This is a genomic window from Methanobrevibacter sp. (genome assembly GCF_030539555.1).
GTDB lineage: Archaea > Methanobacteriota > Methanobacteria > Methanobacteriales > Methanobacteriaceae > Methanocatella.
The window spans coordinates 45,080-60,728 of the sequence record NZ_JAUNXX010000002.1 but is presented as its reverse complement, the minus strand read 5'-3'; the positions used below and the strand labels follow the sequence as shown (position 1 = coordinate 60,728).

Here is a 15,649-nt window from a genome sequence, read left to right as displayed (position 1 = left end):
ATCCCTTTTTTCTGAGAGCATTTGAAAACTATTACATTAATGTAAAACCTTGGTTTTCAATGCTTTTTTGACCGTCATTCAATAAAAATTCAATGAATTCATCTACTTTTGGCTTATCTTCGTTAACTTTAATGATGCTGATAACATGTCTTGTATCGAATTTTAAAATTTCATTTCCTTTAAAATAACTGGCATTCAAGAAGCTATGTAGATTATTGGAATTTTTAACTAGTTTGAAGGCATCAAATTGTGAATTTACAGTATATTTTAAGCTGTAATCAATATCATAGTGTTCTAAACTGTTCCAGGCAAGTCTTTGAGCTGAACCTTCAACATTTACAAATTCAAGGCCTTCCAAATCATTAATGCTTTTAATCTCTTCAGCATCGGGGCTTGAAATCAAAACAAGGTAATCGTAGGCAATTGGTGTAAAATCAATGTTTAATTCATAGGCAAGTAAAGGGTCATCAAGGGTTAAAATATCTACAGCACCTCTTTTTGCAAGATCAAATGCATCCCTGTCGCTGCTGCTGTATACATTGACATTAAATGGATGTGAAATGCTTTCCAAAAGCCCGGAACTGATGTGGCCTCCGGCAATATTGATGTTTGATGTTTTTTGAATTTGGATATCGTATTTTCTAAACTCATTAAGCAGGTCAATACCGTCCTGTGTTAATCGGGTGCCATTACCAACTTTTTCGGTAAGCTTTAAACCTAATTTGTCTTCGGCTTTAAGCAATCTTCTGTTAAAAACAGTATGTGAGATGTTTAACTCTTTTGCAGATTTTCTTTGGGATTTTGTCCTAACTAATGATTCTAAACTTTCAAACAATTTATAATCATATATCTTTCCATCAATATCCAGACTTATCAGCCCTTTGCTTTTAAGATTCATACTATTTCTATATTTATAGAACGCATAAAAAATAATTTTTGAATTATATTTTTTACATGAATAATTATTTATAAAATTGTTTACATATATTAAAAATAAGTTCAAACTTTGAGGACAGATAAAATGGATATAATGAAAACTTCTATTAGGGCTATATTGGATAATATTGAGGCTGCTCAAGAATTTTTAGATGAGGATACTATCGACCAATTTGAAGATATTATTATTGGTGCCGATAATATTTTTGTTACTGGAGCGGGAAGATCCGGGCTTGCAGCTAAAGCGTTTGCGATGAGATTAATGCATTTGGGTTTGAGATCATATGTTGTAGGCGAGACAATTTCACCGGCCATTAATGAGGATGACTGCATAATAGCAATTTCCGGTTCAGGTGAAACCAATACGATTGTTTCTGCAGCAAGAATAGCTAAAAATAGGGGTTCTAAGGTATTGGCCGTTACATCTTATCCGGAATCAACTTTAGGCCAATTGGCTGATGGTTATCTTTTTGTTAAAGGAAGAACCAAAAAGGAAGTTGACGATGAAAATTATATGAAACGTCAAATTCATGGGAATTACACTTCTTTAACTCCCCTGGGAACCGCTTTTGAATTGACCACTTTGGTGTTCTTGGATGCCATCGTATCAGAATTGATGGAAAAAATGGAACAGACAGAAAGTGATTTGAAAGCAAGACACACAGTATTGGAATAATCAAAAGATTATTCTATTCTGATTATTATAGATATTGCATCTTTGACCTCTTAAAAAGCCAACTAATGTGATATTTCCTTTTTTTGCAATGTTGTATCCTGAATTTGCAGGCGCAGCATTTGATGCTAATATCGGTACGCCTGCCCTAGTCATTTTTATTACCATGTCAGCAGGCATTCTTCCACTATAAATTACATATGAATGTGACAAATCAAAATCATTCAGTAATCCGTATCCGATTACTTTATCAACAGCAACGTGGCGACTCACATCTTCTTTTACGATAAAGTGGTCTTTATAAACAATTCCTGCAACGTGTGTTCCCCCGGTCGCTTGCCAGATTTCGGCATTGTCCTTCAGCTCTTCAATTCTTGAAATCAGTTCTTCGACCTTAACCTGAAAATCGGATTCTACGGGGTTTACAGTTTTAATTTTACTTCTCCATCCTCCAGCGGAATCGGAACATAATACTGTTTCATTTGTCTTTAAGAGAGTGTCATCAATTTCTGCATTAATTTGGACTCCATCAACTTCAATCTTTTTAATTGCATCCATTGAATTTACCATATTCTCATTAAATAAATATCCTACTGCAAATTCTTCAAGAGAGTCTTCGATTGCAGATAAACTGCGGCTGATGGTTCCGTTAATTGTTAATGTAATTGTTTCATCTTTAACAACCATTTCCTTTGCTTCGGTTGCTTTGCCGTTTTTATAATTAATGGCATCTATTTCTTCAATTTTCATGATTTGGCTCCTTTGTTTGTTATTATATCGAATATGTATATAAATAGTCCGATATGTTGATAATTATCACTGAGGATTATAAATTTTAATCATTATTTTTCATGACAGTATCTACAATCAATTTATTCTTTTATTTCAATTTTGAAGATTTTAAATCATTTTTTTTAATTTAAACTTCTTTAAATCAATATTTGTTTTTAGTAAATTATTTAAAATGTTATTTACATATATTCTTATCGTAAAAAGCTATGTGATTATTATGAATAAAAAAAGTAAAATCGTTATTCTTGTATTGGTTATTCTGGTTGTGGCGGCTGCTGCCACCCACTTATTTTTAACCCCTTCAACTGTTGAGACTAAAGGGTCTAAAAATATAACCGATATGATTGGAAGGTCTTTGGAAATACCTGCTTCCGTTGACAATGTTGTTGCTACAAGCCCTCCTATGACTACAGTATTGTATATGATAGCACCGGACAAATTAAAGGCTGTTAACTTTCAATGGACTGATGATGAATTGAAATATGTTCCGGGCCAATATGCTAATCTTCCGGTTGTTGGCGGCTGGTATGGTACACAGGACGGCAGTTATGAAGAGTTCATTGCATCCGAACCGGAAATCATCATAGAATCAATTGATGAAGGTGGAGACGGTGACAATTCCACTGTTCAGGAACGTCAACAGAAATTCGGTACTCTGCCGGTAGTTGCAGTTAAAGACACCACCAATGTTGAAACTGTCGGTGAATCAATAACATTTATGGGAGAAGTAGTCGGCGCTCAGGATAAGGCCGGTCAACTCAATGAATTCAATGATAAGTATTTAAAGATGGTTAAGGACAGAGCTTCAAAATTATCAGACAGCGATAAAAAAACAGTTTATTATGCTCAAGGTGATGACGGACTCCAAACCAATCCTTCTCATTCCACTCACGGCCAGTTGATTGATCTTGTTGGCGGAAAAAATGTTGCGGATTCAGCCAATCAGGCCAATACAACAACAGGCATTCAGGTATCCATTGAACAGGTAATCAGCTGGAATCCTGATGTAATTATCACTACAGACCCTGAATTTTATGCAAAAGTTTATTCTGATTCTAACTGGGCGCAAATAAATGCCGTTAAAAATAAGGAAGTTTATTTATCCCCACAATCTCCATTTAAATGGTTTGATAGGCCGGTTGGAGCAAACATGATTATTGGCGTTCCATGGACTGCAAAAGTAATCTATCCGGATGACTATAAGGACATTGACATGGTTTCAACCACTAAAGAATTTTATAGTAATTTCTATCATTTCGACTTAAATGACGATAATGCTAAGCAGATATTATTGGATTCAGGTCTTAAGGAGTCTAATTTGTAGGGGAATTTTATGGATAAGGAAACAAAGGAAATTGCTAGTTTTGTACTTCTAGTTTTCCTTCCAATTATTTTATTTTTCGCTTCATTTTTAATGGGAAGATATCCTATCAGTCCGATTGATGTAGTTAGTACAATCCTATCTCCTATTTTTCCACAGTTGGAAGTTTCATCTACAATAACCACAATTGTCTTTGAAATAAGACTTCCAAGAATCATCGCTGCATTGGTTGTCGGGGCTTGCCTTGCAATGGCTGGTGCGGCTTTTCAAAGCATATTCAAAAACCCTCTTGTTTCATCAGATCTGTTAGGTGTTTCTAACGGGGCAGGTTTTGGAGCGGCCCTGGCTATTTTAATCAGCGGGGCAAATGTTGTAACTCAAATATTTGCTTTTATTTTCGGATTGATTTCCGTTTCATTTACGTATATTATTTCAAGAAGTTATAAAGCCGGAGGAATACTAGTTTTGGTTTTATCCGGTGTCGCCATATCCGCATTTTTCAATGCACTGATTTCAGCCATAAAATTCATAGCCGACCCTGATGATAAACTGCCCGAAATCGTTTATTGGCTTATGGGCAGTCTTGCTTCTGTAACAATGGAGAAATTGCTGATGATTGCAATACCTGTGATAATCGGCGCGGTCATATTGCTATTGCTTAGGTGGCATATGAATTTGCTTGCCATGGGTGATGAAGAAGCTCAATCATTAGGTGTTAACCCTGTTAGAGTCAGATTACTGATCATTGCCGGATGTACTTTACTCACATCCGCTGCCGTTTCAATAAGCGGTATTATAGGCTGGATTGGTTTAATCATTCCACATATGGCAAGGATGATTGTAGGTCCGGACAATAAAATTTTAATCCCCGCTTCATTAAGTTTGGGAGCTTGTTTCTTATTGCTTGTGGACAATATTTCACGTGCAGTAATTTCAATCGAAATTCCAATTGGTATTCTGACAGCGGTAATAGGCGTTCCAATATTTTTATACTTGCTTAAGAGGGGGTATTCAGAATGGTCGTAGATAATAAGCTATTTGAAGTTAAAAACATTTCATTTTCTTATGGCGGTGAAGAAATTTTCAGTAATATCAGTTTTTCAATTGATAAAGGGGACGTATTGTGCATTCTTGGTCCGAACGGGACTGGAAAAACCACTTTGATAAAATGTCTCAATGGATTGAATGATGTTGCAAGCGGTGAAATCCTGGTTAATGGGGATAACATTAAAAATTTATCCTTTGCCGAGATTTCAAAACACATTGGTTATATCCCACAATCTCACGTACCCTCATTTCCGTTCACTGTTTTGGATGTTGTTGTGATGGGAAGGGCACCATATTTAAATTTAACAGATTCTCCAAAAGAAAAGGACATTGACATAGCCATCAATTCTTTAAAAACATTAGGCATAGATCATTTGAAGGATAAGGAATACACGAATTTGAGTGGCGGTGAAAGACAATTGGTATTCTTGGCGCGTGTCTTATGTCAGCAGCCAGATATTCTTATATTGGATGAACCGACATCTCACTTGGACTTCGGCAATCAAATCAAACTTTTGGAAATTATCGATAATTTATCAAAATCCGGTCTTTCGATTATAATGTCTTCTCATTTCCCGGATCACGCATTTTTAAGCTCAACAAAAGTTGCCATAATGAAAAATAAGCAATTCATTGATTTTGGAACGCCGGAAGATGTTGTAACTGAAGAAAATTTAAGAAAAGCTTATTCTATCGATGTTAAATTAATAGAATTGGATAATGAAAGAAAGGTATGTGTACCTTTAAAGACAAACTTAAAATTAGATTTATAAAGGTGATAAAATGAATGAACAAGATTATGATGAACAACTTGCAAAAGCCGCTGAGTTTCATGGTCATATCTGCGGAGGTATTGCTATTGGAACAAAACTGGCAATGTACGGTCTTGAACTATTGGGAATGGAGTTAAATCAAAGGCATAAAAATCTGATTGTATTTTTGGAAATCGACCGGTGCATGTCCGATGCGGTTCAATCTGTTACTGGCTGTTCTATGGGTAAAAGAACACTTAAACAGATGTATTACGGCAAATTTGCAGCAACATTTTATAATCAGGATACAGGAGAGGCTTTGAGGATAACTGATGCGGATGCAAATAAAAAATTCAAGGATGAGGAAACTAAAGAAGAGATGATCGCTCGTTTTAGAAGGACTCCTCCTGAAGAATTATTTAAAGTTGACAAGGTTAAAATCGAATTGTCTTTAGGTGACATGCCGGGCAAACCTTACACAACCACATTCTGTTCTGTTTGCGGTGAAAAAGTATCTGATGGGCGTCACGTGCTCAGAGGCGGAAAACCCGTGTGCAAATCCTGTGCAGAGGAATCATATTATGAACTGATTGAAGATTGATGAGCAATATGTTTTAATCTTTAATTGGATTTTATAATTTTTCTTTATATTTTTTTATTTTGCTAAATATTTGCTTATTATTTTTATTTTTTCAATTATTTTAGTTTAAATCTTTATTTTATCTATTAAAAAATTTTTAAGTAATTTTATTTTATTTAAATTTATCGTTGCGATATGTTTAAATAATTATATGGATAAAATAAAAGTAATAAAGATATGAGAGTTGCAGTGATATGGATTTAATTGGAGGATATTTATTAGTAATTTTAATCTTGTTCACGGCCAATATTTCTTTATTGATTGGAAATCTTAAAATTAATAATTTTAAACTAATTGGAGTATCATTTGCTATTTTAATCATTTCATTCGTTTCAATGAATATTTCAGGCTATTTTGAAAATACTCTATCTTTTTTACTTGATTATTATAGCTATTTTTTCATGATACTGTGCATATTTGTATTTTTAACATTCATATGCTATTTTAAAAAAAATAATTTAAGGTTTTCAATTGTTTCAGTCATGATACTATTTATTATTTCGCTGATATGTCTTTCATCACAATCCGAGCTATCATTATTCGATTTCTCATTATATTCTTTATTCAGTTTTTTAACATTATTTTCTGTTTATCAACTTACAAAATTATTAATTCATGCAAAAAGAGACTACCCGGTTATTATTGGAGAGTACATGTGTTTATTTTCACTATTGCTGTTTATTTTTGGTTTGACATATGAATCCACAAGACATCTTGTTTATTCAATGTTCAGCCCATTCTTAATTCTGACTCCAACATATCAATTAATATATATTATTATAGGGATAATTGTCGTTTTGGTAATTGGTGTAGTTTATAATGACAATAAAGGGGGAAGTTTATGATACTTGAAGGAACCCAAACTTTAACCTCATTGATTCATATTATATCTGAAAGCTTGTTAACACCGGTCATTATACTGCTTGTGATTTCAGTGATTATCGTTCTGTTGGCTTTTGGTGGTATAATTAATGAGTTTATTTCAAGAAAGGCAATCAGTTCTAAGGAATTGGAAGAATTAGTTAGAAACGTTTCATTTTCAAATAATGTATCTCAAATGAAGGAAGTTATTGGCAAAAGCAGCCTGTTCGACTATCAAAAAAATGTCCTTAGTCGAATTGCAGATAATCATGACATCGGTAATGAGGCAAGAAAAGCCCTTGCCAGTGAGTTAATTTCAGATGAGGAAACAAAATTAATTAAAAGCACTAACAAAACAGACATTCTTGTTAAAGTAGGACCTATTTTGGGTCTTTTAGGAACTTTAATTCCGTTAGGACCTGGTTTAGCCGCTTTGGGAACTGGGGATATTTCAACACTGGCACAATCTCTAACCATTGCATTTGACACTACTGTCACTGGTCTGTCTGTAGGTGCGCTTGCTTATGTTATTTCCAGATTTAAGAAACAATGGTATGAGTCTGATTTAATTGTTACAGAAACAATAGCGGAAGCAGAACTTGAAGCTATAAGTAAATGGTGAAATTATGCTTAGAAAGAAAAGGAGAATTTCTGAATCTGCCGATGATGACCCTATGAGTGGATTAAATAACCTTTCAGATGCAATGCTTGTTTTAGCGTTAGGTTTTTTAATTTTTGCAATCATGGCTTTGTCTGCAAATCCGGACATGATTTCCAATACTTCTACAACACAGGATGTTTCTACTGCCGATACGTTCACACAGAATTACACTGATGCTGGTGGACTTGAAGACAGCGGTTACAGTGAGGTCGGTAAGGTTTATCAGGATCCCAACACTGGTGAACTGGTAATGGTATCGGGTTAAATTATCATTTGACTCGAAATTTTTCATTTTTTAAGTTAAATTTTTTCAATTATTTTTTTTAGATTTAATTCAATTATTATTATTTTTCACTCCGATTTATAAAATTTTTATCAACGTAGATATACAAGGTATATATAAACATATGACATGATATATTATTCAATTCGAAAATTACATAAAATACTAATAAATCTAATTTTAACTTTAAAAACGATATTTGCTATTAATTTTAAATATTTGGAGTTTAAAAATAATTGATTTCTCTAAATAATGTTATGAGTTATTATTCTTCTAAAAAAAAGTTTTTTTCCGATATGATGGAACTTTTATAATGATTTATTATTACAATTATATATAACTCGTTTATCCTATTTAAATATTTCTTTTAGAGTCTAATAACAAACCCTTTTTATATATTAAAAGATATAATATTACTCATAATACTTTGAACTATTTTAATTTGGGATTCATTAGTATTATAATAAATTATAAAAAAGGGATAAAGAGGTTGATAAAATGAGTTCATTCAAAAGTCCAGTAGAAACTGCAAAAGCAATTTCTGCAACAGCTGGAGCAAAAGACTCTGCAAATATTGTAAATGTAATATTACTCTCCTTTTTAGCAGGAGCATATATTGCATTCGGTGGTTTATTAGCTGTAGTAGCAAGTGCCGGTATGTTAAAAGCAGGTGCACCAATGGGTTTAGAAAAATTCGTATTCGGTGCAGTGTTCCCTGTAGGTTTGATTATTGTTGTACTTGCCGGATCTGAATTATTCACAGGAAACGTAATGTTCATGACTCTAGGTGTATTAGATGGTAATGCATCTGTAGGAGGTCTCGCTAAAAATTGGGTACTCAGTTGGATTTTCAACTTCGTAGGTGCATTATTTGTTGCTTACGTTTTAGCTTTCATGGGAGGAATTGCTCCTGCTGACCCAACTAACGCAATAACTGCTAAAGCTATTGCAGTTTCAGAAGCTAAAGTTAAATTAGACTTCGTAACAGCAATGATTAGAGGTATTGGTTGTAACTGGCTTGTATGTTTAGCTGTATGGTTAGCGAACGCATCCGACGACATCATTGGTAAAATCGTTGGTATCTGGTTCCCAATCATGGCGTTTGTATGTATCGGATTTGAGCACAGTGTTGCAAACATGTTCTTCATACCATTAGGTATGTTCTTAGGTGCTGAAGGTGTAAACTGGGGAAGTATCATCATTAACAACTTAATTCCAGTTACAATCGGAAACATCATCGGTGGAGCAGTCTTTGTAGCATGTATATACTGGTACACTTACCTCAAAGACTAAGCTAGTAAATTTTAAATTTAAAGAAGCTTTTTAAAGCTTCTTTCTAAATTATTTTATCATATAATATATTTTGGAGATTATAAAATGGTTGAAATAAAATATGTACCAACAATCTGTCCGTACTGTGGGACTGGTTGTGGTCTCAACTTCGTTGTAAAAGACGGAAAAATTGTTGGTGTAGAACCTTTAAAAAGACACCCTGTAAATGAGGGTAAAGTATGTCCAAAAGGTAATTTTGGATATCAATTTATTAATAGGGAAGACAGATTAACTACTCCTTTAATAAAAGAAAATGGCGAATTTAGAGAAGCTTCATGGGATGAAGCACTCGACATGGTTGCTAAAAAACTCAAAGAAGTATCTGACGAAGATCCTAACAAAGTTGGATTCTACGCATGTGCTCGTTCACCAAACGAAAACATTTACATTACTCAAAAATTAGCAAGAGTAGCTTGTCAAACTCAAAACGTAGACCACTGTGCACGTATCTGTCACGGTCCTACTGTAGCAGGTTTGGCTAACACTTTCGGATCAGGTGCTATGACCAACGGATTCGACAGTATCAAAGAAGCTGACTACATATTCTGTATTGGTTCAAACAACATGGAAGCACACCCATTATTTGGACGTAAAATGATCCAAGCTAAACAAAACGGTGCTAAATTAGTTGTATTAGACCCAAGATTCACTCCTACTGCTAAAATCGCAGATGAATATGTACAATTCGAAACCGGTACTGACGTAGCTTTAATGAACGCAATGATTAAAGTTATCATCGACAAAGACTTACAAGATGACGAATTCATTGCAAACAGAACCAAAGGTTACGAAGAAATGAAAGAAACCGTTCAAAAATACACTTTAGAAATGGCTTCTGAAATTACCGGTATCAAACCTGAAGTAATCGAACACTTAGCTGTAGAATACGCATCTGCTGACAAAGCAGCTATCGTATACTCATTAGGTATTACCGAACACTCCCACGGTGCAGACAACGTTATGTCCACTGCAAACCTCGCAATGTTAACTGGTAACATTGGTAGACAAGGTACTGGTGTAAACCCATTAAGAGGACAAAACAACGTACAAGGTGCTTGTGATATGGGTGCATTACCTTCCGATTACGTAGGATACAGAAAAGTTAAAGACCCAGAAACTACTGCATGGTTCAACGACTACTACAGTGGATACGGTTATGAAGTAAACTTACCAACCACTCCTGGTTTAACCTTAGTAGAAATGATGAATGCTGCTCACGCTGGTGACTTAAAAGTATTATACATCCACGGGGAAGACCCAGTTCTCTCTGATGCTGACGTAGCTCACACCAAAGAAGCACTTGAAAACTTAGAAATGTTAGTTGTTCAAGAATGTTTCTTAACCGATACTGCACAATGTGCTGATGTAGTTCTTCCTGCAGCAGGTTGGGGTGAACAAGAAGGTACCTTCACCAGTGGTGAAAGAAGAGTACAATGCTTACACAAAGCTCAAGAACCTCCTGAAGGCGCATGGTTAGATTGGAAAATCATGGAAGAAATCGCAGTCAGAATGGGAGTTCCAAGAGAATTATTCCACTACGAAACTTCTGAAGATATCTTCAATGAAATCAGAGAATGTGCTCCTATCATGGCTGGTATGAACCGTGAAAGATTAGACACTCCTGAAGCACTTCACTGGCCTTGCCCATCTGAAGATGACCCATGTCAACCATTAATGCACAAAGAAAAATTCGCACACCCTGACGGTTTAGGAGTCTTCCAAGCATTAGAACACAAAGGACCTGTTGAAACTGTAGATGATGAATACCCATTATTATTAACTACTACAAGGATCTTATTCCACTATCACGCTGCAATGACCAGAAGATGTGAAACCTTAAACAACGAAGTTAAAACTGGATTCATCGAAATCAACACCAAAGATGCTGAAGCTAGAGGAATTCTCAACGGTGAAGTAGTAAGAGCATTCTCCAGAAGAGGAGAAATCGCTATTCCTGCACGTGTAACCGATGACATCAGAGAAGGTATTGTAAACATTCCAATGCACTTTGTAGAATGTGCAGCTAATGTATTAACCAACTCCGATTCTTTCGACCCTAAATCCAAAATGGTTGAATTAAAAGCATGTGCTATTCAAGTAGAAAAACTCCCTGAAGTATTAGAAATGAAAGGAGAAGTCTACAAAGATGGTACTGACACTGAAATTAAAGCTGAAAACATGTCAACTACTACCGTACAAGTAGGAAAATAAATGAGGAGTAGATTTAAATGAGCGCAAAAATTAACGATATGTACTACGCATACTCTGCTATCGAAGATATCAAAGAAAAAGGAGAATATGGTGGAGTAGTAACTACTATCATGAAATACTTATTAGAAGAAGGTATCGTTGACGGTGTTGTAGGTGTAACCGAAGGTCACGATATTTATGATGGTGTACCAACCCTTGTAACTGATCCTGCTGATGTAATCAAAACTGCAGGTTCAATTCACTGTGGTACATTAAACATTGCTAAATTTGTATCCAAATACTTAGATGGTGCAAGATACATGAAACTCGCTGTTGCATGTAAACCTTGTGACGCAATGACCATCAGAGAATTAATGAAAAAAGGTAAAATCATCGAAGATAACGTAATTATGATTGGAGTAAACTGTGGAGGAACTATGTCACCTGTTCCTACCATGAACATGATTAGAGATGTATACGAATTAGATCCTAAAGATGTTATCAAAGAAGAAATCTCAAAAGGAAAACTCATCATGGAAACAGCTGATGGTGAAAAAGGTTTCAAAATCGATGAATTAGAAGAACAAGGCATGGGTAGAAGAGAAAACTGTCAAAGATGTAACCTCAAAATCCCTTCCAACGCTGACTTAGCTTTAGGTAACTGGGGAGTTATCGGTCAATTAGCTGGTAAAGCTACTTTCGTAGAAGTATTCTCAGAAACTGGTGCTGAAGTATTAGACAAAGTTATTGAAGCAGGTTTAATTGAAACCGCTGAACCAATCGAAAAAGGTATCAAAATCAGAGAAAACATTAACAACTTCATGTTAAAAGAATCTCAAGCTAAAAAAGACGTAGACTACGCAGGTACCACTGGAGACATCATTGATGTATTCTACCAATACGAAGATGAATTCTCCAAATGTATGAAATGTTACGGTTGTCGTGAAGCATGTCCATTATGTTTCTGTGAAGACTGCTGTCTTGAAGCTGAAGGTCCTGAATGGGTACCTGGTGGATACACTCCTGCAGCTCCATTCTTCCACTTAACACGTTTAGTGCACATGGTTGACGCATGTACCAACTGTGGTCAATGTTCCGAAGTATGTCCATGTGAAATTCCTGTAGCTAAAGTATGGAGTACCGTAAACAACAAAGTAAGAGAAATCTACGGATACATCCCAGGTATGGGTAGTGACGACCCACTTCCATTCACTGATCACGTATCCAAAGCTAAATGGTTATAGGGTTTACCCTATTTCCTTTTTATTTTTTTAACCATAATAAATAACATTGTTATATAAGTCTGTCAAAAAATATAAAATAAATCAGGTATTGTAAGGCTCACGGTTGGCGATACCTTTCATGAAAACTTCTTCTAACTGTTCATCACTTTCACCATTTCTGATGTGTGAAATCAACTCAACAAGATTATCGTTTCTAAGCAGGCAGGGTTTGATTTTCCCGTCAGGTGTTATCCTTAATCTGGAGCAATTTGCGCAAAATTTAGTGTTGTCCATAGGTTTAACTACCTCGATTTCTCCACCGTTTATGTAATATTTTTTACGGCCTTGCATAAACTTACGTTCTCTCACATTATCAGCCATATCAATTAATCTTTTTTCAATGGAATCTAATGGGTAGTGGTATTCGGCATTGAATTTATCGTCATCACAGTTTTCACTTTCAATCAATTCAATTAATTGAAGCACCATGTTATTATCTTTACAGAATTTAAACATATTTTTTACTTCGTTTTGATTGAGGTCTTTCATTACTACCATGTTGATTTTAACAGGATTCATTCCAACTTCAACAGCTTTCAATATGCCTGTTTTGGCTTTATCCAAATAATCTCTTTTTGTAACAAATTTGTAGGTATCATGATCGAGGGTGTCCAAACTTACGTTTACCCTGTTGAGGCCGGCATTCTTTAAGCCTTCAGCATATTTTTCAAGCAGAACGCCATTTGTGGTAAGAGAAATATCCTTGAAATCCAGACTGCCGATTTTTTCAACAATTTCCACGATATCTTTTCTGACCAGCGGGTCACCGCCTGAAAGCCTAATCTTTTTAACTCCCAATTTTTTAGCTATTTGACATATTTTGTAAATTTCATCGGGTGTCATTTCATCTTTCGAAGAAACCATGCCGTCATGATGGCAATAAATGCAATTTTCATTGCATCTGTTTGTAATGGTTATTCTGAGTGATATTATTGGCCTTTCAAAGTTATCTTTTACATATTCATCAACCATCCAATCACTCTTCCACCTTAATTTTTATATCGCTGATTTTGTCATCTGTTTTTAGAGTACTGATGATTGCAAAAATAGTTTCTTTTAAAATTCCTCTGGTGAATTCATTGATTTTTACATCATTACCGTTTGTTTTAAGGACAATTTCAGCATCAATCAGATTGTCATCACTTATACCTGATATTTCGATATCTATTGAATTTACATCCTCCTGTGTTTTAAGGGAGTTAACCATTGCAGCAATTGAATTTGTTACAATGTCCATTGTAAATTTATTTATCACAAGATTTTTGCCATTGATTAAAACAGTAGTTCTTTTATTTGCTTTATTGGGCCTTGACTGTGAATCGGGCACAATCAATTCAATCTTTTTAACATCCTCAACACCATAATCATCAAGATTTAATGTGTTAATGATTCCCAAAATATTTTGCTTTAAGTAATCACTGACAAATCTGTTCAGTCCAACAACTTTATCGTCTATTGACATGTAGCAGCAGACATCGTCAAGATTTTCGACACTTAAGTTTCCGTTACGTATATCTCCTGCGATAACTTCACCATTGTTGTATCCGCAGTTGTTTGCAAATAGGGTGTCCACAATGTCGTGACCTCTCTGTTCTATTAAGTCTGCAAGTTCTCTAATGCCTTCATCATCTATTGTGAATGAATCCACTTCTTTTATTGTGTATTCGTCTCTGACTTCAGGGGAAGTGATGATTTTCGGATAGTTGTAGCTTTTGTAGCCTTCAATTATTACATAATCAAAATTGTCGAAATGTTTCAGTAAGTATAATATTCTATTGAGGTCATGCTCTTTTCGCGCATTGAAAAAAGTAGTTGATCCCACACCGACAACCAAATTTGCTCCGGCCTGTTTATGTTTCCATGTGTCTGTGTTTTCCTTATCCATCTCTATTGAATGGTGGGAATGTTTTATGGAAGCAACATTATAACCTCTTTTTGTTAGTTCACTAATTACCTTCACTGTTAGTGAAGTTTTTCCGGTATTCTTTTTACCTACAATAGATGCGATTTTCATCTCATTTTCCCCCTATAATATTATTAGTATTTCAACATTAATAATACTATTTTTTATGTGATGTGTAGTAACTACACATTAATTTTGGATGGCCTAAAAATTGACACTTTCTGAGATTTTTTTTCATTTTTTTAATACTTTTTCATAATTTTTTATTAAAAAATACTCGATATAAACCATTTTAAATATCGATAATCGATATTTAATTTTAATATAAATGCTTATTATTTTTTATTTTTATTAATTAAATAATTTGAATGATTTATAGTTTTATATATTGATTTATAACTTTTATTTGAATTTTTTTGTTGTAGTATCCACACAGTTATATATAAAGATTGTGTCTTAATTCTTTTAGGCAAATATATTTATATAAGTAAACATATGTGTAATCATTACACATGGTGGTTCAAATGCCAAAACATATTGCATCTGGTTTGAAATATTTGGCGGCAGTCAAGTTAAAGGATGCCGGTGAAAGTCACCAGGCGATTGCAAATGAGTTGGGAGTTGACAGGTCTACCATTTCACACTATTTGAATGGCAGCAACTTATCCTGGAACTCAATCGATGTTGCAAGAACTATAGTGGAACTTTATCCCAGGGATTTTTTGAAAATGGCTGAAGTTATATTTGATGAACCAGAACAGAGTCGAAAAATTGTGAATATTTGCCAAGAAAGAAATTTCGAAGTAACTATAAAAGATTCTTGTATTGGTTGTGGATTATGTGTAAATGCATGTTCAATGAAAGCTATTCAATTAGAATCGTTACAAGCACATGCAGACTCCATACAATGTTGCGGTTGTCAGCTTTGTGAAGATGAGTGCCCAACTGATTCTATAAAAATTTTGGAGATTTAAT

15 protein-coding genes and 1 pseudogene are annotated in these 15,649 nt (G+C 34.6%); 12 read left to right on the top strand and 4 right to left on the bottom strand.

From position 1 onward, the window contains the following. Positions 1 to 31 precede the first annotated feature (31 nt). Positions 32 to 898, bottom strand: a complete 867-nt coding sequence (locus tag Q4Q55_RS01025; protein ID WP_303370963.1) for a LysR family transcriptional regulator — start codon at positions 896 to 898, stop codon at positions 32 to 34. 123 nt (positions 899 to 1,021) lie between these two features. On the opposite strand from Q4Q55_RS01025, the gene hxlB reads away from it, so the two are divergent. Beyond that, positions 1,022 to 1,612 carry a 6-phospho-3-hexuloisomerase gene (gene hxlB, locus Q4Q55_RS01020; RefSeq protein WP_303370962.1) on the top strand — a complete coding sequence of 197 codons (591 nt, stop codon included), beginning with the start codon at positions 1,022 to 1,024 and terminating at the stop codon, positions 1,610 to 1,612. On the opposite strand, the gene fdhD is transcribed toward hxlB, so the two are convergent. Then, a complete protein-coding gene (fdhD, locus tag Q4Q55_RS01015; RefSeq protein WP_368660126.1) occupies positions 1,613 to 2,362 on the bottom strand; it encodes a formate dehydrogenase accessory sulfurtransferase FdhD in 750 nt (249 codons plus the stop codon). Positions 2,363 to 2,618: 256 nt separating this feature from the next. Between fdhD and Q4Q55_RS01010 the strand changes: the two genes are divergently transcribed. From Q4Q55_RS01010 to Q4Q55_RS00965, 10 genes and pseudogenes are all read left to right on the top strand, one after another. Then, on the top strand, positions 2,619 to 3,725 hold the full coding sequence (locus Q4Q55_RS01010; RefSeq protein ID WP_303370960.1) for an ABC transporter substrate-binding protein: 1,107 nt from the start codon (positions 2,619 to 2,621) through the stop codon (positions 3,723 to 3,725). Positions 3,726 to 3,734: 9 nt separating this feature from the next. After that, positions 3,735 to 4,748: an iron ABC transporter permease gene (locus tag Q4Q55_RS01005; RefSeq protein ID WP_303370959.1), complete on the top strand. Its 1,014-nt coding sequence runs from the start codon at positions 3,735 to 3,737 to the stop codon at positions 4,746 to 4,748. Next, positions 4,739 to 5,542, top strand: coding sequence for an ABC transporter ATP-binding protein (locus Q4Q55_RS01000; RefSeq protein WP_303370958.1), 804 nt, complete (start codon positions 4,739 to 4,741; stop codon positions 5,540 to 5,542). The genes Q4Q55_RS01005 and Q4Q55_RS01000 overlap by 10 nt, the downstream gene beginning before the upstream one ends. Positions 5,543 to 5,552: 10 nt before the next feature. Further along, entirely contained in the window at positions 5,553 to 6,122 is a 570-nt protein-coding gene (locus Q4Q55_RS00995; protein WP_303370957.1) for an FmdE family protein, read from the top strand. A gap of 692 nt (positions 6,123 to 6,814) precedes the next feature. Further along, the gene (locus Q4Q55_RS00990; protein WP_303370956.1) at positions 6,815 to 7,006 is read left to right on the top strand and encodes a hypothetical protein; all 192 of its coding nucleotides are present in this window, start codon (positions 6,815 to 6,817) and stop codon (positions 7,004 to 7,006) included. Then, a complete protein-coding gene (locus tag Q4Q55_RS00985) occupies positions 7,003 to 7,644 on the top strand; it encodes a MotA/TolQ/ExbB proton channel family protein (RefSeq protein WP_303370955.1) in 642 nt (213 codons plus the stop codon). The genes Q4Q55_RS00990 and Q4Q55_RS00985 overlap by 4 nt, the downstream gene beginning before the upstream one ends. Before the next feature lie 4 nt (positions 7,645 to 7,648). Further along, positions 7,649 to 7,948 (top strand): DUF2149 domain-containing protein, encoded by a 300-nt coding sequence (locus Q4Q55_RS00980; RefSeq protein WP_303370954.1) that lies wholly within the window; start codon positions 7,649 to 7,651, stop codon positions 7,946 to 7,948. 516 nt (positions 7,949 to 8,464) lie between these two features. After that, entirely contained in the window at positions 8,465 to 9,259 is a 795-nt protein-coding gene (locus Q4Q55_RS00975) for a formate/nitrite transporter family protein (RefSeq protein ID WP_303370953.1), read from the top strand. Positions 9,260 to 9,343: 84 nt separating this feature from the next. Next, a pseudogene (gene fdhF / locus Q4Q55_RS00970) lies at positions 9,344 to 11,413 on the top strand (formate dehydrogenase subunit alpha); the annotation flags it as partial. 113 nt (positions 11,414 to 11,526) lie between these two features. After that, positions 11,527 to 12,732 carry a Coenzyme F420 hydrogenase/dehydrogenase, beta subunit C-terminal domain gene (locus Q4Q55_RS00965; RefSeq protein WP_303370952.1) on the top strand — a complete coding sequence of 402 codons (1,206 nt, stop codon included), beginning with the start codon at positions 11,527 to 11,529 and terminating at the stop codon, positions 12,730 to 12,732. An 81-nt stretch (positions 12,733 to 12,813) separates the two neighbouring features. On the opposite strand, the gene moaA is transcribed toward Q4Q55_RS00965, so the two are convergent. Next, positions 12,814 to 13,743 (bottom strand): GTP 3',8-cyclase MoaA, encoded by a 930-nt coding sequence (gene moaA, locus Q4Q55_RS00960; RefSeq protein ID WP_303370951.1) that lies wholly within the window; start codon positions 13,741 to 13,743, stop codon positions 12,814 to 12,816. Positions 13,744 to 13,747: 4 nt separating this feature from the next. After that, complete coding sequence (gene mobB, locus Q4Q55_RS00955; RefSeq protein WP_303370950.1) at positions 13,748 to 14,785, bottom strand: molybdopterin-guanine dinucleotide biosynthesis protein B; 1,038 nt, start codon at positions 14,783 to 14,785, stop codon at positions 13,748 to 13,750. Between the two features lie 401 nt (positions 14,786 to 15,186). Between mobB and Q4Q55_RS00950 the strand changes: the two genes are divergently transcribed. After that, positions 15,187 to 15,648, top strand: a complete 462-nt coding sequence (locus tag Q4Q55_RS00950; RefSeq protein ID WP_303370949.1) for a 4Fe-4S binding protein — start codon at positions 15,187 to 15,189, stop codon at positions 15,646 to 15,648. Position 15,649: the final 1 nt, after the last annotated feature.

What these genes read in the sequence shown, in the direction of transcription:
- Q4Q55_RS00980 (WP_303370954.1), top strand. Translation starts at nt 7,649, where the DNA reads ATGCTTAGAAAGAAAAGGAGAATTTCTGAATCTGCCGATGATGACCCT.
- moaA (WP_303370951.1), bottom strand. Translation starts at nt 13,743, where the DNA reads ATGGTTGATGAATATGTAAAAGATAACTTTGAAAGGCCAATAATATCA.
- Q4Q55_RS01010 (WP_303370960.1), top strand. Translation starts at nt 2,619, where the DNA reads ATGAATAAAAAAAGTAAAATCGTTATTCTTGTATTGGTTATTCTGGTT.
- Q4Q55_RS00995 (WP_303370957.1), top strand. Translation starts at nt 5,553, where the DNA reads ATGAATGAACAAGATTATGATGAACAACTTGCAAAAGCCGCTGAGTTT.
- hxlB (WP_303370962.1), top strand. Translation starts at nt 1,022, where the DNA reads ATGGATATAATGAAAACTTCTATTAGGGCTATATTGGATAATATTGAG.
- Q4Q55_RS00990 (WP_303370956.1), top strand. Translation starts at nt 6,815, where the DNA reads ATGTGTTTATTTTCACTATTGCTGTTTATTTTTGGTTTGACATATGAA.
- mobB (WP_303370950.1), bottom strand. Translation starts at nt 14,785, where the DNA reads ATGAAAATCGCATCTATTGTAGGTAAAAAGAATACCGGAAAAACTTCA.
- Q4Q55_RS00950 (WP_303370949.1), top strand. Translation starts at nt 15,187, where the DNA reads ATGGTGGTTCAAATGCCAAAACATATTGCATCTGGTTTGAAATATTTG.
- Q4Q55_RS00985 (WP_303370955.1), top strand. Translation starts at nt 7,003, where the DNA reads ATGATACTTGAAGGAACCCAAACTTTAACCTCATTGATTCATATTATA.
- Q4Q55_RS00965 (WP_303370952.1), top strand. Translation starts at nt 11,527, where the DNA reads ATGAGCGCAAAAATTAACGATATGTACTACGCATACTCTGCTATCGAA.
- Q4Q55_RS01005 (WP_303370959.1), top strand. Translation starts at nt 3,735, where the DNA reads ATGGATAAGGAAACAAAGGAAATTGCTAGTTTTGTACTTCTAGTTTTC.
- Q4Q55_RS00975 (WP_303370953.1), top strand. Translation starts at nt 8,465, where the DNA reads ATGAGTTCATTCAAAAGTCCAGTAGAAACTGCAAAAGCAATTTCTGCA.
- Q4Q55_RS01000 (WP_303370958.1), top strand. Translation starts at nt 4,739, where the DNA reads ATGGTCGTAGATAATAAGCTATTTGAAGTTAAAAACATTTCATTTTCT.
- Q4Q55_RS01025 (WP_303370963.1), bottom strand. Translation starts at nt 898, where the DNA reads ATGAATCTTAAAAGCAAAGGGCTGATAAGTCTGGATATTGATGGAAAG.